At 61.2% G+C, this 19,210-nt stretch carries 16 protein-coding genes; 9 read left to right on the forward strand and 7 right to left on the reverse strand.

Translation table 11 applies throughout. The features are described 5' to 3' along the window. Window positions 1-31: 31 nt before the first annotated feature. On the forward strand, window positions 32-1,252 hold the full coding sequence (locus tag ACI2I1_RS10035; RefSeq protein ID WP_404678977.1) for an ExeA family protein: 1,221 nt from the start codon (window positions 32-34) through the stop codon (window positions 1,250-1,252). Here ACI2I1_RS10035 and zapE read toward each other — a convergent pair. From zapE to ACI2I1_RS10050, 3 genes are read right to left on the reverse strand one after another with little or no spacing between them, the layout of a single operon-like run. Next, entirely contained in the window at window positions 1,249-2,364 is a 1,116-nt protein-coding gene (gene zapE / locus ACI2I1_RS10040) for a cell division protein ZapE (protein ID WP_404678978.1), read from the reverse strand. The genes ACI2I1_RS10035 and zapE overlap by 4 nt on opposite strands. Beyond that, complete coding sequence (locus ACI2I1_RS10045) at window positions 2,361-2,819, reverse strand: PaaI family thioesterase (protein ID WP_404678979.1); 459 nt, start codon at window positions 2,817-2,819, stop codon at window positions 2,361-2,363. Before ACI2I1_RS10045 ends, zapE begins: the two co-directional genes overlap by 4 nt. Before the next feature lies 1 nt (window position 2,820). Next, a complete protein-coding gene (locus ACI2I1_RS10050) occupies window positions 2,821-3,603 on the reverse strand; it encodes a succinate dehydrogenase iron-sulfur subunit (protein WP_404678980.1) in 783 nt (260 codons plus the stop codon). Between the two features lie 103 nt (window positions 3,604-3,706). On the opposite strand from ACI2I1_RS10050, the gene ACI2I1_RS10055 reads away from it, so the two are divergent. Then, window positions 3,707-4,372: an HAD family hydrolase gene (locus tag ACI2I1_RS10055; protein WP_404678981.1), complete on the forward strand. Its 666-nt coding sequence runs from the start codon at window positions 3,707-3,709 to the stop codon at window positions 4,370-4,372. Here the strand turns inward: ACI2I1_RS10055 and ACI2I1_RS10060 are convergent. Further along, the gene (locus ACI2I1_RS10060; protein WP_404678982.1) at window positions 4,369-5,718 is read right to left on the reverse strand and encodes a lipopolysaccharide biosynthesis protein; all 1,350 of its coding nucleotides are present in this window, start codon (window positions 5,716-5,718) and stop codon (window positions 4,369-4,371) included. The genes ACI2I1_RS10055 and ACI2I1_RS10060 overlap by 4 nt on opposite strands. 107 nt (window positions 5,719-5,825) lie before the next feature. Between ACI2I1_RS10060 and ACI2I1_RS10065 the strand changes: the two genes are divergently transcribed. Beyond that, window positions 5,826-6,572: a sugar phosphate nucleotidyltransferase gene (locus ACI2I1_RS10065; protein ID WP_404678983.1), complete on the forward strand. Its 747-nt coding sequence runs from the start codon at window positions 5,826-5,828 to the stop codon at window positions 6,570-6,572. Here the strand turns inward: ACI2I1_RS10065 and ACI2I1_RS10070 are convergent, their stop codons facing one another. Continuing rightward, complete coding sequence (locus tag ACI2I1_RS10070; protein WP_404678984.1) at window positions 6,573-7,001, reverse strand: HIT family protein; 429 nt, start codon at window positions 6,999-7,001, stop codon at window positions 6,573-6,575. Then, the gene (locus ACI2I1_RS10075; RefSeq protein WP_404678985.1) at window positions 6,998-8,134 is read right to left on the reverse strand and encodes a CDP-alcohol phosphatidyltransferase family protein; all 1,137 of its coding nucleotides are present in this window, start codon (window positions 8,132-8,134) and stop codon (window positions 6,998-7,000) included. Before ACI2I1_RS10075 ends, ACI2I1_RS10070 begins: the two co-directional genes overlap by 4 nt. 177 nt (window positions 8,135-8,311) lie before the next feature. On the opposite strand from ACI2I1_RS10075, the gene ACI2I1_RS10080 reads away from it, so the two are divergent. Next, complete coding sequence (locus tag ACI2I1_RS10080; RefSeq protein WP_404678986.1) at window positions 8,312-9,061, forward strand: nucleotidyltransferase family protein; 750 nt, start codon at window positions 8,312-8,314, stop codon at window positions 9,059-9,061. A gap of 127 nt (window positions 9,062-9,188) precedes the next feature. Here the strand turns inward: ACI2I1_RS10080 and ACI2I1_RS10085 are convergent, their stop codons facing one another. Then, the gene (locus tag ACI2I1_RS10085) at window positions 9,189-11,963 is read right to left on the reverse strand and encodes an Rne/Rng family ribonuclease (RefSeq protein ID WP_404678987.1); all 2,775 of its coding nucleotides are present in this window, start codon (window positions 11,961-11,963) and stop codon (window positions 9,189-9,191) included. A gap of 440 nt (window positions 11,964-12,403) precedes the next feature. On the opposite strand from ACI2I1_RS10085, the gene ACI2I1_RS10090 reads away from it, so the two are divergent. From ACI2I1_RS10090 to ACI2I1_RS10110, 5 genes are all read left to right on the forward strand, one after another. Next, entirely contained in the window at window positions 12,404-13,267 is an 864-nt protein-coding gene (locus ACI2I1_RS10090; protein WP_404678988.1) for an N-acetylmuramoyl-L-alanine amidase, read from the forward strand. 133 nt (window positions 13,268-13,400) lie between these two features. Then, the gene (locus ACI2I1_RS10095) at window positions 13,401-15,836 is read left to right on the forward strand and encodes a penicillin-binding protein 1A (RefSeq protein WP_221542316.1); all 2,436 of its coding nucleotides are present in this window, start codon (window positions 13,401-13,403) and stop codon (window positions 15,834-15,836) included. Window positions 15,837-15,920: 84 nt separating this feature from the next. Next, window positions 15,921-17,048 carry a peptide chain release factor 2 gene (gene prfB, locus ACI2I1_RS10100; protein ID WP_224811506.1) on the forward strand — a complete coding sequence of 376 codons (1,128 nt, stop codon included), beginning with the start codon at window positions 15,921-15,923 and terminating at the stop codon, window positions 17,046-17,048. Continuing rightward, window positions 17,048-17,755 carry a class I SAM-dependent methyltransferase gene (locus ACI2I1_RS10105; protein WP_404678989.1) on the forward strand — a complete coding sequence of 236 codons (708 nt, stop codon included), beginning with the start codon at window positions 17,048-17,050 and terminating at the stop codon, window positions 17,753-17,755. The genes prfB and ACI2I1_RS10105 overlap by 1 nt, the downstream gene beginning before the upstream one ends. Before the next feature lie 38 nt (window positions 17,756-17,793). Further along, window positions 17,794-19,200, forward strand: a complete 1,407-nt coding sequence (locus ACI2I1_RS10110; RefSeq protein ID WP_404678990.1) for an NAD(P)H-dependent flavin oxidoreductase — start codon at window positions 17,794-17,796, stop codon at window positions 19,198-19,200. The last annotated feature ends 10 nt before the right edge of the window (window positions 19,201-19,210 follow it).

Raw genomic sequence — 19,210 nt, forward strand, 5'->3', positions numbered from 1 at the left:
GCGCGCACCCAGAGGATTTTGCAGAGCAGACATGTACGAGGATTTCTACGGCTTCAGCGAGCGCCCTTTCCAGCTCACGCCCGACCCGTCGTTCTATTTCGAGAGCGCGACGCACAAGAAGGCGCTGAGCTATCTCGGTTACGGCCTGAACCAGGGTGAAGGCTTCATCGTGATCACCGGCGAGGTGGGCGCGGGCAAGTCGACGCTTGTCGGCCATCTGCGCAACCGGCTCGACTGGCACAGCGTGACCGTGGGCGAGGTCGTGACCAGCGCTCTGGGCAGCGACGAGATGATCGGCATGGCCGCGCACAGTTTTGGCCTCAATGTCGACAGTTCGGACAAGGCCAGCGCGCTCGCCGAGATCGAAAACTTCCTGCAGGACGAGGCCCGCGCAGGCCGCAAGGTGCTTCTGGTGGTGGACGAGGCGCAGAATTTGACGGTGGGCGCGCTCGAAGAATTGCGCATGCTGTCCAATTTTCATCTCGGCGCGCAGCCGCTGCTGCAGATGCTGCTGCTCGGCCAGCCCGAATTCCGCCAGCTGCTGACCGAATGGGACCAGCTCGAACAATTGCGCCAGCGCGTGATCGCGACCCACCATCTCGAAGCGATGCAGCCCGAAGAAATCGAGCCTTACGTCATGCACCGGCTCGAACATGTCGGATACAAGCTGTGTCCGCGCTTCCAGGGCGATGTCTGGCGGCTGATCCATCGCGAAAGCCGGGGCATTCCCCGTCTCGTCAACCGGATCATGTCGCGGGTGTTGATGAAGGGCGCGATGGAGCAGCGCGAGGTCATCGCTGAAGACACGCTGCGTGCGGTGCTCGACGAGATCAACGGACGCGTGGCGGAAACGCCGCCCGCTGGCGGTATCCATCTCGTATCGGAAGACACGCAGCCCTACCGGCGCGATGAGCACCAAAGCGCGCCCGAGCCAGAACACGAGCAGCAATCAATGTCGCAGCACGAGCCGAACCAAGCCGAACAGGCGGAAGGAAACGCGTTGCTCGATGCGCAGATTGAGGCGATCGAGCAGGCTTTCTACGAGCATGACAGCCAGATTTCGGCCCTGCGCGAGGAACTGGGGCAGATTGCCCATGGCATGCCCGCCAAAGCTGCGGATTCGGATACGGTGCAGAGGCTGGCAGCGCTTGAGGCGCGGCTCGACGATCAGGAGCGGACCCTCCGGCAGGTCCTGACCATGATGATCAACTATTTCGAGACAAATGCGACCCGTGACCGCGACGCCGCCTAGGCGGAAACACCGTGGCCGCGGGCCATGTAGTCTTCGCTCTGCATTTCCTCCAAACGGCTGACAGTGCGCTCGAATTCGAACGCGCCATCGCCGGAGGTGTAGAGATCTTCCGGTTCGGCAGCGGCAGTGACGAACAGCTTCACGCTGTTTTCGTAAAGCGCGTCGACCAGCTTGGTGAAGCGGATCGCCTCGTTGCGGCTTTCGGGTGACAGGCGCGGTATGCCGACCACGATAACCGTATGAAAAGCGTGAGCCAGAGCGAGGTAATCTGCCGCTCCGCGATTTTCGCCGCATAGCCGCTTGAAACTGAATACGCCGACGCCCTTAAGGCTTTTGGGCACGTGAAGGCTGCGCCCGCCGCCAAGGTCGATTTCGCCGCTGGGCACGTGGTCGGCATCTTCCGGCGCATAATCAGTGAGGCGGAAAAAGGCCTCGCGGACCTGCGCGGTGGCTTCGTCGCCGAGCGGAGTATGCCAGCTGTCGATATCGCCCAACCGGTCGCGGCGATAGTCGGTCGGCCCGTTGAGCGGCACCACATCGAGTTCCGCCTGCACCAGATCGATGAAGGGTAGAAAGAGCGAGCGGTTCAGCCCGTCCTTGTAAAGATCAGCAGGGGGGCGGTTGCTGGTGGTCACCACCGTCACGCCCTGATCGCAGATGAGCGCGGTGAACAGCCGCGCCATGATTGCCGCATCGGCAGTGTTGTTCACCACCATTTCGTCGAAGGCGAGGCAGCGCACATCGGCGGCAAGGCGCGCGGCGACCGGGGCGATGGGATCGCCCGCTTCCTTCTTGCGCTCATCGCGGATCAGGCGATCCACTTCGAGCATGAATTCGTGGAAATGGGCACGCCGCTTCTCAGCAATGCCGAGCGTCTCTACGAACAGATCCATCAGCATGGATTTGCCGCGGCCCACGCCGCCCCACATGTAAACGCCCTGTGGCCGGGTCTTTTTCGGCCGGAACAGCTGGCTGAGAAGACCGCCCGAGCTTTCTGCCTCGAGGTCTTTTTGCAGCCGGTCCAGCCGCTCGGCCGCGCGCCGCTGGTCCGGATCGGAACGGAGCTCTCCGGCAGCGACCAGTTTTTCATAACGCGCCAGCATGCCGGTCATTCGGCACGCCTTTTCTTCACGATGCCGGAAAAGGACGCGACGACATTGTCCTCCTGCTCGACCATGCCGCGGACGAAAACGAGGCTCCCAGTTTCCCGGACGATCTCGGTCACTGCATCCAGGGGGCGATCGGGCATTCCTGCGCCGGTGAACTGGGTTGAAAGTTCCAGCGTGACCGACGGGCCAGCGTTGCCACTGCCCAGAGTGTGCATCGTGGTGAACAGCGATATGTCGATCAGCGACAGGGTGACCGCGCCGTGGATGATACCCTGCAGGTTCTCGTGGCGTCGCTCGGGCAACATGCGCAGGCGGGAATGGCGGCCATCCTCGTCAACGCGGGTGATGAGCTTGCCCATTACCGCGCCGTTGAACAGCGTCGGGTCCTTCAGGTTCCAGTGGCGCCAGCCGGGATTGTCCGGATCTGGACCGTGCTCGAAAACGTCGCCAAGCAGCACGTCAGATCGCGCGTTCGGCCATCATCTTCTTGGTTTCGGCAATCGCCTTCGCCGGGCTGAGGCCCTTGGGGCAGACATTGGCGCAGTTCATGATGGTGTGGCAGCGATAGAGGCGGAAGGGATCTTCCAGCTGATCGAGCCGCTCACCGGTCATTTCGTCACGGCTGTCGGCCAGCCAGCGATAGGCCTGTAGCAGGATGGCCGGGCCAAGGAACTTGTCGCTGTTCCACCAATAGCTGGGGCAGGCTGTCGAGCAGCAGGCGCACAGGATGCATTCGTACAGGCCATCCAGCTTTTCGCGCTGTTCGGGCGACTGCAGGCGTTCCTTGCCGCTTGGCGTGGTCGAGACGGTCTGCAACCAAGGGCGGATGCTGGCATATTGCGCATAGAAATGGGTAAAATCGGGAACGAGATCCTTCACAACCTCCATATGCGGCAGCGGGGTGATGCGGATTTCACCCTTGAGATCTTCGATCGCGGTGGTGCAGGCGAGGCCGTTCTTGCCGTTCATGTTCATCGAACACGAACCGCAGATGCCTTCGCGGCAGGACCGGCGGAAGGTCAGCGTGGGGTCGATCTCGTTCTTGATCTTGAACAGAGCGTCGAGCACCATCGGGCCGCAGGCATCGAGATCGATCTCGAACGTGTCGTAACGCGGGTTTTCTCCCAGATCCGGATCGTAGCGATAGATCTTGAATTTCATCACGCGGCCCGCATTCTCCGCCTTGTGGGTGCGGGTCTTGCCGGTGATCTTGGAGTTCTTCGGAAGAGTGAAGGTCGCCATGGGGTATTTTCGATCCTGTCTGCGGTTGCGCCCTCTCTAGCCGTTGCGGCGCGCTGTGCAAGGGGGAGGCCGTCGCGAAATATGCATCGCTTGATGCATGGCGGTGAAACTGCCACTCCGCGCGGCCATGAAAGTGGCGATCTACGACCTCGACAAGACGCTGGTGCGAAAGGCTACGTTTACGCCCTTCCTGGCCTTCGCAGCGCGCCGTCTGGCGCCCTGGCGGCTGCTGTTCCTGCCCGTTTGGATCGGCTTGATGATAGGCTATCGAGCCAAATTCTACGATCGCACCACGCTCAAGACCATGGGCATGAAACTTATGCTGGGGCGGCAGGAGTTATCCCAGCTCGAGAAAGTCGGGCATGCCTTTGCCGCTCGGCATATCTCTACGGCAGGCTGGATCCCGGAAGTGAGCGCGCTGGTGGAAGATGACCGCCGCCAGGGCGCGCGCCTGGTAATCGCCACCGCCGCATTTGAATTTTACGCCCGCGCTTTTGCGCGCATGCTCGATATCGACACCGTGATCGCCACGCGGTGGGATGGCCGCCAGATCCCCGGTGGCAATTGCTACGGCGAGGAAAAACGGCGCCGGGTGCTGGAGGCCCTGGGGGATACAGGACCCGATACCACCCTGCGTTTCGTGAGCGACAGTTTCGCCGATGCGCCCATGCTGAACGAGGCGCAGGAGGCGATTTTCATAACGTCCAGTGCGCGCAAGGCGAATCGCGCGGCATCGCGAGGCTGGGCGGTTATCGCGCCGCAGGGCTAGATTTCGGGATCGGCGTGGATGTCGATCGAATGGGCCCGGCGAAGCGCGACGAAGGCCATCGCTCCCATCACCAGATAGCCCACCGTTGCCCCGACGACGAGCGACCACGCAATGCCTTGTTCCGCATAGGTGTTGACCACGAGTGACAGGCAGATTGCCGCCGTGGCGACCGTGATGGCACGGGCAATCAGCGATAGCCGCGCCCGCCCGGTCGAATGGAGGACCGGCTCGAAAGCCACGCCTGCAAGCTCGATGCTCGACACGATGACGAGCGGTAGCAGGATCGTATATCCATTGCGGAATTCCTCGCCGCCGAGAAGTGCAAGGATCTGTCCGCCGATGGTCGCTGCGGCCACCACGACGATCGCGCCGCCAATCGCCGCGAGCTTGGTCGTTTGCGCCGCGAGCCTGCGAAACTCGTCGGCCGCCGAAGCCACGCTTGCGCGGGCAATCTGGGCGTAGGCTGCGCGGCTCAGTAGAGCGGAGAGTTTGGATAAGCCCTGAGCAAGCTGGTGGGCGAGGCGGTAGAGGCCTGCTGCACTCGTGCCGACGAAATAGCCTACGGCCAGAAGCGGACCGTGCTTGAATATCGCATCGAGAGTGGCGCCGAGGTAAGTTATCCCGAAAAAATGGACGAGGCCCGGATTTTCGTGGCGAGCCCTGAATGCCGTCGGCAAATATTTCAGCCGGATCGCTTGGGGACTGAGCCGGCGAGCCACGATCCAGTAGACCGCGGCTTCGATCAGATCGATGACGGCCCAGGCCACCAGAAAGAGGGCCAGGCTGGGTCCGGCAAAGGCGATCACACCCGCTGCAATCAGGCGCAGCGCAGGCACCAGCGCCTCGACATAAACGGCCACATCGAAGCGATCGAGCGCCCGGACAATGCCAGTGGGGGTTGAAACGAGCGCCCAGAGCGCCGCGACATTGAACCAGAACGCGGTATCTATCAGCCGCGGATTGAGGCTGAGCTCTGCAGCGAAATGATAAAAGGCGACATAGGCGACGAGGCATCCGGCCAGTGCCCCGAAGACGTCGAAGACGAAGCTCATCATGCTGAGCCGCCCGAATGCGCCCCAATTTTCCGTGTGAATATGCTTCACGCCGAAGCGCACCACCGTACGCCAGGTCTGAAAGCCGGCGAGAGCGATCAAGGCCTGGGACGTGCCGAAGATCAGCGCGAAATGTCCGAAATCCTTCAGGCCCAGCGAGCGTGTGAGGATTGCCAGATACGCCAGCGAGCAGACGGCCCCGAAGCCTTTGCCGCCAATGAGCCAGGCTACATTGGTCAGCATCCGCGCCATGAGCGAACGCGGCTGATCGTGGGTAACTACGGAGTCGTCCATCTGGCGCGCGCTTTGGACGAGCGTTGGCGCCTGCGCAAGCTTGCCTGGCCCCGGCAGCGACCAGCACGGCGTTGCAGTAGGCAGTTTGTGCGATTAAGGCGCCCCGCATGATAGAACATGCCATCCTTCTGAGCGCAGGGCAGGGCTCCCGCCTGCTGCCGCTCACTGCCGAACGTCCCAAATGCCTGATCGATTTTTCGGGCAAATCCCTCATTGAATGGCAGGTGGAAATGCTGGCCCGTGCAGGGGTGAAGCGGATCGACGTCGTCACCGGTTTCATGACCGATCAGGTTGAAGAGCATGTCGCACGGATCGACGATCAGAGGGTGGAAATCACCTGCCATTTCAACCCCTTCTTCAAGGTTGCCGACAATCTTGGTTCGTGCTGGATTGTGCGCGAGCGGATGAAAGGCGACTTCCTCATCCTCAATGGCGATACGCTGGTTTCGGAAGACATCGTGCGCCGGGTGCAGGAAGGCAGCGACTGGCCAATCGCGGTGACGGTGGATGTGAAGCCCGCTTACGATAGTGACGACATGAAGGTGAGCCGGGGCCAGAATGGCCGGCTTGCGCGCATCGGCAAGACGCTGACGGCCGAAGTCAGCAATGCGGAATCCATCGGTTTCCTCGCCTTTCGCGGCGAAGGGGTGGAACTGTTCCGCGAAACCGTACGCCAGACGATGCGGACGCCCGACGGCGTCAATCACTGGTATCTCAAAGTGATCGACATGATCGCGGACAGCGGGAAGGTCGGCACCAAATCCATCGAAGGCATGGACTGGGCCGAAGTCGATTTCTCGAACGATATCGAGACCGCGACCGAACTGACCGATCGCTGGGCCAAGGAAGGCTGATCAGCTGAAGAGTGGGGTGAGTTCTGCCTTGAGCAGATCTACCTCATCCGCGCCTAGTGCATGTGCACTGCCGAGGTCGGGCAGCTTGGGCCAGCCTGCGTCTTCGAACGCTACACCGTTGAATTCGCGGCTCCCGTCATAGCGCGGGATGACGTGGAAATGGACCTGCGGATCGACCATCATCAACATGAGGTAGTTGATCTTCGCATAATCGACGAAGGACTTGAGCGCGGTCTCTATCAGCCGTGTTGCCTGCGAAAGTTCCGCATGCGCTTCCGGGGGAAGGCCGGAAAACTCGGTGGCGTCCGATTTTGCGGCGAGCACCAGGCTGCCCAGTGTGGGCTGGGAAGGGCGCAGCAGGATTACCCAGTGGTCCAGTTCGCGCAGCAAGGTGGCCGGATAGCCGAATTTTTCGATCGTCTCGTTCATGCTTCGTCTCCTGCAAGCCAGCTGGTCAACTGTTCGCCCTTGCGCGCCCGTGCGATCTCCGCCTGAACCAGCTGGACTGTATGGACGGCAAGCGAAATGACCGTCCACCACGCGACGGCAATGATGCCTAAGTCGGGCCGGGCAAAGAGCAGCGAGACGAACAGAATGACCATGTTCGGATTTCGCCGCGCGGTAATGAGCCGGAACCAGCTGTCGAACGGTCGCCAGACGTGGATATGCATCATGCCGTTGCGGCGCATGAAGACGCCCTCGATCAGGCGTTGCAGGACATAGCCGCCCTGAATCGCGCCCTGCACCCACCAGAAGGTGGTGCTGTCCAGCGCGAGGCCCCAATAGACGAGGCCGGTTGTCCAGAACCACCACCAGAAAGGTGGGTGGACCAGATCGATGCCGTGGTCGAAAATATTGCCCCACCAGCTGGAAGTGATCGTGCAGCGCGCAAGCTTTCCGTCCACGGTATCCAGCACCATGAACACCAGTCCCATTGCGATGCCGGCCCAATAATGGCCGAAAGCAAACGCCACTGTCGCAGCGACGCACAGGATCGCGCCAATTGCTGTCACCATATTTGGTGTCATGCCGATCCTGGCCGTGATACGGGTCAGGAATAGCGCCCATTCCGGCCAGAGGTACTTGGTCAAAACATCCGTTACGCCTTTGTAGGCGCCGAAATAACTAGCGCGTTCAATGCTTTTCAGCGTCTGCGGCTGCAGTTCGGCGAGGAAAGGCGTCTCCCGCTTTCGCAGCTGCTTGTTCTCGATCGTCGGGCCATCTTCGTAGCGATAGACGGTCAGTTCCAGGCCTTCCGGCACTGCCGAACCGGACCGCATTGCCTGGCGCAGCGCTTTGGCAGAAGGCTGGTCCACGGCGTGCGCGAGCGCTGGGGTCCCGTCGATGGTAAGGACGAGACCGGGATTGGCGGCCAAGTGACGGACCCAGGCCGGATCGGCCACATAGGCCGCATTGACCAGCAGGACTGCATCACCGGCCGAACCGTCGTAGCCATTCGCCGCGCCGATCCTGCGATGCCGTTCCTCCATCGACAGGCCCCATAATTTCGTTGGGTTGGTGCCGATGGTTTCGATGGCGGGCATGCGCTGCGTCTTGCTCATGGCGGGCCGAATAAGCCGGGAATGGCGGATCGGCAATGGCCGCTGAGCGAAGTCTGCCGAATGCAGCGGGTTTGTATTGTGTGCGGCGCGCGGAGGACGCTACAGCCGCTTCATGATCGAGAGTTACCCAGAGGCCGCATCCGCCCGCAATTGGCGCGTAGAACCGGGCAGGACAGAGTGACTGCCGCGCTCGTACTCGCCGGAACCAGACCCGGCGGCGATCCCTTTGCCGAGGCGCTGGGCGTTCCGCACAAGGCACTTATCGAACTTGACGGAAAGCCGCTTCTTGCGCGTGTGGTGGGAGCTTTGCGCGAGGCAGGTATCGAGCGCGTCGGCGTCAGTTGCGACGACGGGCCAGTGGCGGATCTTGCTTCCGCCCTGGGCGCGGAAGTCCTCTTAGCTGGACGAGGCCCGAGCGCGAGTGTGGGGCTGGCGCTGCAGGCACTGGGTACGCCTCTTGTTGTCACCACGAGCGATCACGCGCTGCTGGAACCTCAATGGGTTCGCGAGTTGATCGGGAAGAGGGGGCCGGATGCAGACGTTTCGGTCATGCTTGCGCGCCGTGATGTGGTCGAACAGGCGATGCCTGAAACAAGACGGACCTATTTGCGCTTTGCCGACGGTCAGTGGTCCGGATGCAACCTCTTCTACCTGCAGACGCCCGCTGCGGTGAAAGCCATAGATACTTGGGCGATGGTGGAGGCCGATCGCAAGAGGCCGTGGAAAATCGCAGCACGGCTTGGGCCGGGCACGCTGATTTCCATGCTGCTGGGGCGTCTGACGCTTCAGGAAGGGCTGGACAGGCTCGGGAAAAGGATCGGCATATCCGCGCAGCTAATCGCGGCGAGCGACGGGTTGGCGGCGGTAGATGTCGACAAGCAGGCCGATCTGGAGGTGGTACGCGAGTTGCTTGCCCACCGGCGCTAGCGAAAGGACGGAGCGCGGCGGGTTACCAAGCGCCCGATATTATCAAGGACTGCCTTAGCTGCCCGCACTCTCGATCAGGCCTCTCCGCCGGCCCGGAATATTCGCACCGGCGGAGAGGGTAATAGCCTTATTCGCCGAATGTGCGCTGCCACCAGCCACGCTTGGGCTTGGCATCCGCCTTCGGCTTCTCAGCTTCAGCTGCTTCGGACTTGTCGTTTTCGGCTTCGGCTGTCTGAGCAGTCTGTTCCGGTCCAGCCACGACGGCCATGTCTTCCTTGACCTGCTCCGCCACTTCCGGCGCGGCCTTCTTTCGGCGCGTACGCTTCGGCTTTTCAGCGGAGGCTTCGGCCTGAGTTTCGCCTGATGCTGCCTCGTCAGAAGGTGCCGTGTTGGCATCGGCCTTCTTGCGCCGCGTCCGCTTGGGCTTTGGCGCCTCGTCACCTTCGCTGGTAGCCTCGGTGGTCTCGGTATCGGCCTTCTTGCGGCGGGTCCGCTTGGGCTTCGGCTTCTCTTCAGTTTCTTCCGCAGCGGTCTCGGCCGATGCTTCGGTCTCCGCAGCCTCATCCGTTTTCTTGCGCCGACGCGGAGCCCGCTTCTTGGGCTTTTCGTCGGCTGCTTCCTCGGCGGTTTCCGGGGCGTCGTCAGGCCCTGCGACGACGGTCATGTCCTCGACGATATGCTCGGAGACCTGCTCCAGCTTTTCGGCATCCTCGGACGTCACTTCATCGCCATTGGGCTTTCCGCGACCACGCCCGCCCCGACGGCGGCCACCGCGGCGACGGCGCTTCTTGGGCCGATCTTCCCCGTTATCCTCGTCGGTTTCCTCTTGGCCGTTGTCATCGGAATCGTCTTCCGAATCATCCTGGTCGTCGTTCTGATCCCGGTTCTTGTTCCGGCCGCGGCCGCCACGCCGGCGCCGCCGTTTCTTGTTCGAACGACCATCGTCGTCACGGTCGGAATCATCGTCCGAGGTGTCGACATCGTCATCCTCGTCCTCATCTTCGTCTTCGACCAGCGCTTCGAACTTCGGTGCATCTTTGGGCTTGGGGCCGTGGCTGGACGCAGCCATTTTCGCGCCTTCGTCTTCGCCTTCAGGCACCACTTCGACGATCACGCCGTAACGCTGCTCGATTTCCACGAGCTCGTTGCGCTTTTCATTGAGCAGATAGACGGCGGCCTCGGTGCTGGCCGCAAGACGGATCTTCGTGCCTTTGCCCTTGGCCGCTTCTTCTTCGATCAGGCGCAGCGCCGACAGGCCTGCCGAACTGGCCGTCCGGACCAAGCCGGTCCCGTCGCAATGCGGGCACTCGCGGGTCGTCGCTTCGAGAACACCGGTGCGCAGACGCTGGCGGCTCATCTCCATCAGGCCGAAGCTCGAGATGCGGCCCACCTGGATGCGAGCGCGATCGTTCTTGAGCGCATCCTTCATCGCGCGCTCGACCTTGCGCGTGTTCGAGTGATGCTCCTGGTCGATGAAGTCGATCACGACGAGGCCGGCCATGTCCCGGAGGCGCAACTGGCGGGCAATTTCCTTGGCCGCTTCCAGATTGGTGTGGAGCGCGGTCTGTTCGATATTGTGCTCCTTGGTGGAGCGCCCCGAGTTGATGTCGATCGAAACCAGTGCCTCGGTCGGATTGATCACCAGGTAACCGCCCGATTTGAGCTGCACGACCGGATCGTACATCGCCTTGAGCTGGTCTTCTGCGCCATAACGCTGGAAGAGCGGCACGGGGTCGGCGTATTGCTTCACCCGCCGCGCGTGGCTGGGCATGAGCATCTTCATGAACGCCTTGGCCGATTTGTAGCCCTCGTCGCCTTCGACAACGACTTCCTCGATCTCGCGGTTGTAGATGTCGCGGATCGCGCGCTTGATGAGGTCGCTATCCGAATGGATCAGCGCCGGTGCGGCCGAGGCCAGCGTCTTCTCGCGAATTTCGTCCCACAGACGGGCGAGATAGTCGAAATCGCGCTTGATCTCGGTCTTGGTGCGCGACAGGCCCGCGGTGCGAACGATCAAGCCCATGCTCTTGGGCAGGCTGAGATCGTTGACTACCTGCTTCAGGCGCTTGCGATCGCTGGCGGAATTGATCTTGCGGCTGATGCCGCCGCCATGGCTGCTGTTCGGCATGAGCACTGTGTAACGACCGGCGAGGCTGAGATAGGTGGTAAGTGCCGCGCCCTTGTTGCCGCGCTCTTCCTTGACGACCTGAACCAGAAGTACCTGGCGGCGCTGAATGACATCCTGGATCTTGTATTTGCGGCGCAGCGCCATGCGGCGGGCGCGCGCATCGTCCACTTCCTTGGCGCGGCTGCGACCACCGCCTTTGCCCTGGCGACGGCCGCGACCACGGCGACCGCGGCCTTTCGGCTTGTCCTCGCCATCGTCATCTTCATCGCTGTCGTCGTCATCGTCGCCGTCGACATCGTCGCCATCGACATGGCCTTCCTCGATGGTGGCGACATCGTCCTTGTCCGAGGTGTCGACCTCTTCCAGGCCATCTTCGGCGAGATCTTCGGCTAGGGCTTCCGAGCTTTCGTCGTCGGCGTCATATTCGTCGCCCGGCATTTCGCCGCGCTCTTCCTCTTCGGCGCGGAGACGTTGCTCTTCCTCGGCTACTTCCGCTTCAGCGGCGAGCAGGGCTTCACGGTCTTCCTTGGGGATCTGGTAATAGTCAGGATGGATTTCGCTGAATGCGAGGAAACCGTGGCGGTTTCCGCCGAAGTCCACGAAGGCTGCCTGAAGCGAGGGTTCGACCCGCGTGACCTTGGCTAGATAGATATTTCCCTTGATCTGCCGCTTGTCGGCAGATTCGAAATCGAATTCCTCAATCCGGTTTCCCTTGAGGACTGCCACCCGGGTTTCTTCCTGGTGGCGCGCGTCGATGAGCATGCGCGTTGGCATTGATTAGTCTCCATGCGCGAGTGCGCGGGCGATGCCCGCTGCAGCTTTCGCGCGTCAGTGTTGGAAATCCGCTGTCCCATGATGGATCTGCGGGATTTGTGAACCGGCTCGCTCTCTCTGCAGAGGTCCGGGATTTCGTGTCTGCGAGGACTTCCTTCCGCAACTCTTGCGCGGTCCGTCCCGCCATGGCTGCGAAGTGCTGGCGCACCTGCATCACATGCGTCGGGAGGGAAAGGGAATTGTCCAGCATCAACCTGTTCATTCTTTGCCGCCACCGGAATGGTGGAAGCGTGAGCCGGATCAAGTGACCCTCTTCGTCACGAATGAAGCGCGCCGATCGGAGGCACTTTGGGTTCGGCTTCCCAATTCGCTAGCACCGTGGGTATCCAACGGCAACTATATTGCACTGTCATGTGCTTAGCCCCTAACCACTGCCGGTCATGACGCGGCGCCTCAAGCTTCTGTCGATTTTCCTGGTTCCGGCGGTATTGATCGCCGGCCTCGTGCTGCTCGCGAACGGCAATGGCCTTGCGGGGAAGGGCGCAGGGTTCATCATGCGGACCGATTTGCCCGGCTACGAAGATGGGGCGGCGCTGCCGGATGTTTCGGGAGCCGCCGATCTGCCGCTGGTCGTAATCGATCCTGGCCACGGCGGTGTCGACCCGGGGGCGACATCGGGCGGTTATGTCGAAAAAAAGCTCGTGCTGGCGCTTGCCATGGCTTTGCGTGACGAGCTCGAGGGTCAGAAGATCGCGCGTGTAGCGCTGACCCGCGACGACGACAAATATTTGCTTCATAACGAGCGCTACCGGATCGCGCAGCGCCTTGGCGCCGACCTTTTTCTTTCAATCCATGCCGACAGCGCAGGCGACAGCGCGGATGTAACCGGCGCGAGCATCTATACGCTTTCCAACGAGGCATCGAGCCGGGCGGCCGCTCTGTATGCCGCTCGGGAAAACGCGTCGGACACCATCGGCGGGGTCGATCTTTCCAAGGAGAGCGACAGCGTCACCAACATCCTGGTGGAACTTTCCCAGCGCCGTACACAGGAGCGGTCGGATCAGTTTGCGCGCCTCATCGAGCAGGAAGGGGAGGGGGTGATCCAGTTCCATCCCCAGGCGCGGCGTTCGGCATGGCTGGCGGTCCTGCGCGCGCCCGATATTCCTTCCGTTCTTTTCGAAAGCGGCTTCATCTCCAATTCGCAGGATGCCGAAAGGCTTGCTTCGCCCGAAGGACAAAGGCGCTTCGCCCAGACGATGGCACGCGCCATCAGGATATTCTTCGTCCGCCAGTCGGAAAGCTGAGAACGGATGATTCTTGTTCTGGCAATGTCCAGATTACAAGTGCTAGAGGCGTCGTCCATATATGGTTGCCATTCCCGATCTTGCATATGTCCGCCAGCGCCTGACCGGCGATCCCGTGCACCTGTTCACCTGGATGAAGGAAAATTGGCAGGACAGCCGCCGGCTGCGCGTGTTGACCTACCTCATCGGTATCGGGCTTATTCTGTTGGTACTGGCTTGGGCATCGCTGGCACGAAATTTGCCCGAAGCGGATTCGCTGCTCGAATACGAAACGCCGTTGCCCACGGTCGTTCGCGGCGTGGACGGGGAAATCGTTCATTCCTATGCGCGTGAACGGCGCGTTCAGCTTCAATACGTTGATTTCCCGCAGCCGCTGGTCGAGGCTTTTCTGTCGGCGGAGGACAAGACCTTTTTCAGCCACAGCGGTGTCGACTTTACCGGCACGCTTAATGCGGTGTTCGATTACGCCACCAAATATGGCTCGGGAGAGCGGGCTGTAGGCGGATCCACCATCACCCAGCAGGTAGCGAAGAACCTTTTGCTCGGTGACGAATATTCGGTAACCCGCAAGCTCAAGGAGATGATCCTTGCGCAGCGCATCGAGCAAGTCCTGACGAAGCAGGAAATTCTCGAGCTTTATCTCAACGAAATTCCGCTGGGACGTCGCAGCTTCGGCGTACAGGCAGCGGCACGCGCCTATTTCGATAAGGACGTCGGTGATCTCGACCTGCACGAGACGGCGTTCCTCGCGATCCTGCCCAAGGCGCCCGAGCGATACGGCCGCGCGCGGTACGAGGATCTGGCAGTATCGCGCCGCAATTTCGTTCTCGACCAGATGGTGGCCAACGATTTCGTCAGCGCGGGTGAAGCTGCTGCAGCGAAGAGCGAGCCGCTCGGACTGGTGCAGCAGCGCTCGGAACGGTCTGCGGATGCGGGCTATTTCCTCGAGGAAGTACGCCGGCAGCTGATCGACAAGTTTGGCGAAACTGCCGAGGATGGCGGCAACAGCGTTTACGCTGGCGGTCTATGGGTGCGCACATCGCTCGACACCGAGTTGCAGGATGCCGCCCGTGATGCGCTGCGCGCGCAACTGCTCAGCTATCACGGCAATCGCGGCTACACCGGGCCGATCGCAACGCTGAATCCGGAAAACGGAGATTTGCACGGCCAGCTTGCCTCCTCGAATATCTCGATCAATTACAAGGACTGGCAAATCGGCGTAATCACCACGGGTGGGTCCGGCGCCAAAGTCGGCATGACCGATGGGCAGGACTACGATCTATCAGGCGCCCCGTCGTCGGTGAAAGTTGGCGATGTCGTGGCGGTCGAAAAATCGGGCTCGGGATATGCCATTCGCGGCGTGCCTGAAGTGTCCGGCGCCTTCCTTGCTGAATCGCCCAAAACGGGCCGCATCCTGGCGATGCAGGGCGGCTTCGACAGCCGCCTTGGCAGCTTTAACCGCGCTACGCAGGCGCTGCGGCAACCTGGTTCGACCATCAAGCCCTTCGTCTACGCCTCTGCGCTCGATCACGGCATGACGCCAGCTACCATGGTGCCCGATCAGACATTCTGCGTTTGGCAGGGTGCGAACCTCGGCGAAAAGTGCTTCCGCAACTTTGGCGGCGGCGGCGGGGGTGAGCACACCATGCGCTGGGGTCTGGAGCAGAGCCGCAATCTGATGACGATCCATATCGCCGACGATACCGGCATGCAGAATGTGACCAAGACGATCAAACGTCTCGGTATTGGCGATTATGAACCATATTATTCTTTCGCGCTGGGCGCAGGGGACACGACGGTTGCCAATATGGTCAACGGCTATGCGGCGCTTGCGAACTGGGGCCGGCAGCATGAAGGTTCGGTGATTGATTATGTCCAGGATCGCCGGGGCAAGGTGATCTTCCGCAGCGACAATCGCGAATGCAGCAGCTGCAATATGGACGAATGGGACGGCCAGCCCATGCCGCGCTTCGAGCCGGGCGGCAGGCAGGTGCTAGATCCGCGGACAGCGTTCCAGGTAGTCCATATGCTGCAGGGCGTAGTCACGCGCGGTACTGCCGTGCGGCTGCGCAGCCTGGAGCTTCCTCTGTTTGGCAAAACCGGCACGACAAATGGTCCGACGAATGCATGGTTCGTGGGCGGCACACCGGACATCATCGCAGGCATGTATGTCGGATTCGACCAGCCGCGTAATCTCGGCGGATGGGTGCAGGGGGGCAACACCGCCGCGCCGATCATGAAGCGGTTCATCGAAAGCACCCGCGAACGCTGGACCTCGGACGATTTCATCGCGCCCCCCGGCATCCGGATGGTCAAGATCGACCGCCGGACCGGCAAGCGCGTGTTCGAAGGAACGCCGTCAAATGATCCGAAGGCTGCGGTTATCTGGGAGGCATTCAAGCCCGATACCGAACCGGCCCGGTCGACCCGCTCCGATGAACTGGCTGCGCGTCGCAGCGAAATTCTTGATCTGATACGCCGTGCGAGAGAGGGTGTTCGAGCCCCACGCCGGGCAGCGCGTGAGGAAGTTCAGGAAGATTTCGTCGAAGACCAGGGCGGCATCTACTAGACTTAGCCGGCGCGGCTGCGCCTTCGCTTTACAATCAACGCCCGCACGCTAGGTGGGCGGACATATCGTTTTGAGGAAATGTCTATGCGTGCCGAGGGGCAGGCCTATATCGACCGTATCGAAGCTGCGCTGGCGCTGGTGCGCCAATCGCTCGACTGGGAGCGCGCATTGCGCCGTCTCGATGAACTCGACGCACGCGTCCAGGACCCGACGCTGTGGGACGATCCCAAGCAGGCGCAGGCGATCACACAAGAGCAGAAGCGTCTCGAGACCGCAATCAACACCGTGCGCGAGATTGAGAGCGAGATGAAGGACGCCATCGAATTCGTCGGCATGGGGGAAGATGAAGGCGATGATGAGATCATTCGCGAAGGCCTCACCAGCCTGGAAACACTTGCCGATCGCGCCGATCGCGACAAGGTCCAGGCGCTGCTTTCGGGCGAGGCCGACGGCAATGATACCTATCTCGAAATTCATGCCGGCGCTGGCGGAACGGAAAGCCAGGATTGGGCCGAAATGCTGTTCCGCATGTATGCTCGCTGGGGCGAGCGGCGCGGTTTCAAGGTTGAGACGGTCGAGCATCAGTCGGGCGATCAGGCGGGCATCAAGAGCGCGACGCTGCTGCTAAAGGGCGAGAACGCCTATGGCTATGCAAAGACCGAGAGCGGCGTTCACCGTCTCGTGCGCATCAGTCCCTATGACAGTTCGGCGCGCCGCCACACCAGCTTCAGCTCGGTCTGGGTATATCCCGTCATCGACGACGATATCGACATCGAGATCAATCCATCGGATTTGAAGATTGATACCTATCGTGCGTCGGGCGCAGGGGGACAGCACGTCAACACCACCGATTCCGCCGTTCGCATCACCCACCAGCCGACCGGCATTGTGGTGGCGAGTCAGAACGACCGCAGTCAGCATAAGAACAAAGCCACGGCGATGAACATGCTCAAGGCGCGGCTTTTCGAACGCGAGATGGCGGAGCGTGAGGCGGTAGCGTCCGGAGAATATCAGGAAAAAAGCGACATCGGGTGGGGACACCAGATTCGCAGTTATGTCCTGCAGCCCTACCAGATGGTCAAGGATTTGCGCACTGGCGTGACGTCGCCAACTCCGGACGATGTTCTCGACGGGGCACTGGATCCCTTTATTTCTGCCGCCCTCGCTCAACGCGTTACCGGCGAAACGGTCGAGGTCGAGGACGCCGACTGATGCGGTTTGCGCCGTTAGCCCTGACGGTGGTCCTGCTTGGTGCATGCTCGGGTGCGAACGATACCGGGTCGGTTTTTCCTGCGCCCGACAGGCCGGTTTCCCAAGCCGGATCCAATCAGTTCTCGACAGAGACCCAGCGCGACAGCCGGGGCGAGGCGCAAACGGTAATGGAGCTTGCGGAAATCCGGCCCGGAATGACAGTGGCGGATATTGGGGCCGGAAACGGTTACTATACGGTTCGTCTGGCCGAGCAAGTAGGCCCGGAAGGCCGTGTTCTTGCACAGGATATCGACCAGAAGGCGCTTGGCCGACTTGCCCGGCGTGTGGAGCGTTACCGTCTGGATAATGTCTCGATCAGGCAGGGCGAATTCGCCGACCCCAAGCTGCCGGATAACAGCTTTGATCGTATCTTCATGGTTCACATGTACCACGAGATCGAGCAGCCCTACGAGTTCCTATGGCGTATGTGGCCTGCCTTGCGCGCGGGTGGGCAGGTAATCGTAGTCGACATAGACCGCCCCACCGACGCTCACGGGATCGACCCACTGCTCCTGTCGTGTGAATTCAGCCGCGTCGGTTTTGAATTGGTGGCGTTCAGGGATGCTCCCGAATTGGCGGGGTACTATGCACAGTTCAAGGCAACGGCTAACAGGCCCAAGCCAGGAGAGATCAAGCCCTGCCGCAACGAAAGCATGGCGCAGGGCTGAGGCCGCATCGCGGTCGAATGCTGAAAGAGAGAAATTGCATGAGTTTCAAGGGTCTGACCCCGATTGTTTACGGTGGACGTGAAGTCTGGCCGCTAATCGAAGGTGGGAAAGGTGTTTCGGCCACGAATCATCTCAGTTCGGGCGCCTGGGCTGCGGCCGGCGGCATCGGCACCGTCAGCGCGGTGAATGCCGACACCTATGATGAGGACGGAAATCCCGTCCCGCAGGTGTATCCGCAGGCAACCCGCGTCGAACGCTTCGAGCAGCTCGTCCGCTACGGGATCGACGGCGCCACCGAGCAGGTGAAGCGCGCCTATGAAATTGCGGATGGCAAGGGCGCGATCAATATCAACGTGCTGTGGGAAATGGGCGGTGCCCAGCGGGTCATGGAGGGCGTGCTGGAAAATTGTCCCGGCATGGTCACCGGTGTGACTTGCGGCGCCGGCATGCCGTATAAGCTCGCCGAAATCGCCGCCCACCACAAGGTTTACTATCTGCCGATCGTAAGCTCTGCTCGCGCTTTCCGCGCGCTGTGGAAGCGGAGCTATTCGAAGGTCCCCGAATGGCTGGCAGCAGTGGTTTACGAGGATCCCTGGCTTGCCGGCGGACACAATGGCCTTTCCAATGCCGAAGATCCCACCAAGCCGGAAGACCCATACCCGCGCGTAAAGGCATTGCGCGAAACCATGCGCAAGGAAGGCGTTTCGGAGGAGGTCGCCATCGTGATGGCGGGCGGCGTCTGGTTCTTGCGCGAATGGAACGACTGGATCGACAATCCCGAACTCGGCAAGATTGCCTTTCAGTTCGGTACGCGCCCACTGCTGACGCATGAAAGCCCGATCCCGCAGGTGTGGAAGGACATGCTGCGCACGGTCGAGCCGGGTGATGTCCTGTTGCACAAGTTCAGCCCTACCGGCTTTTATTCAAGTGCGGTGAAAACGCCGTTCCTCTATGATCTGATGCATCGCAGTGAGCGCCAGATACCGATCTTCAAGCGTGACGAGGAAGAGGGCACCATCCCGCTGATGGACCATGGTAAAGCGAAATACTTCTTCGTTCACCCGGGCGACCAGAGGAAAGCCCAGGCATGGATGCACGAGGGCTTTACCGAGGCACTCAAGACACCGGACGATACGGTAGTTTTCGTCACTCCGGAAAGCGCGGAACAAATCCGCGCGGATCAGCAGGCTTGCATGGGCTGTCTTTCGCACTGCCAGTTCTCTAGCTGGAAGGATCACGACAACCACACCACAGGACGTCTGGCCGACCCCCGCAGCTTCTGTATTCAGAAGACGCTGCAGGATATCGCGCATGGCGGCGACCCGGACGAGAATCTCGCTTTCGCTGGACACGCAGCCTACCGGTTCAAGCAGGATCCCTTCTATTCGAACAATTTTACGCCAACGGTGGCGCAATTGGTCGAGCGGATTCTGACGGGAGATTGATTTGAAGGGG

This window comes from Qipengyuania sp. NPDC077563, assembly GCF_044901345.1.
In the GTDB taxonomy this organism is placed as follows: domain Bacteria; phylum Pseudomonadota; class Alphaproteobacteria; order Sphingomonadales; family Sphingomonadaceae; genus Qipengyuania; species Qipengyuania aestuarii.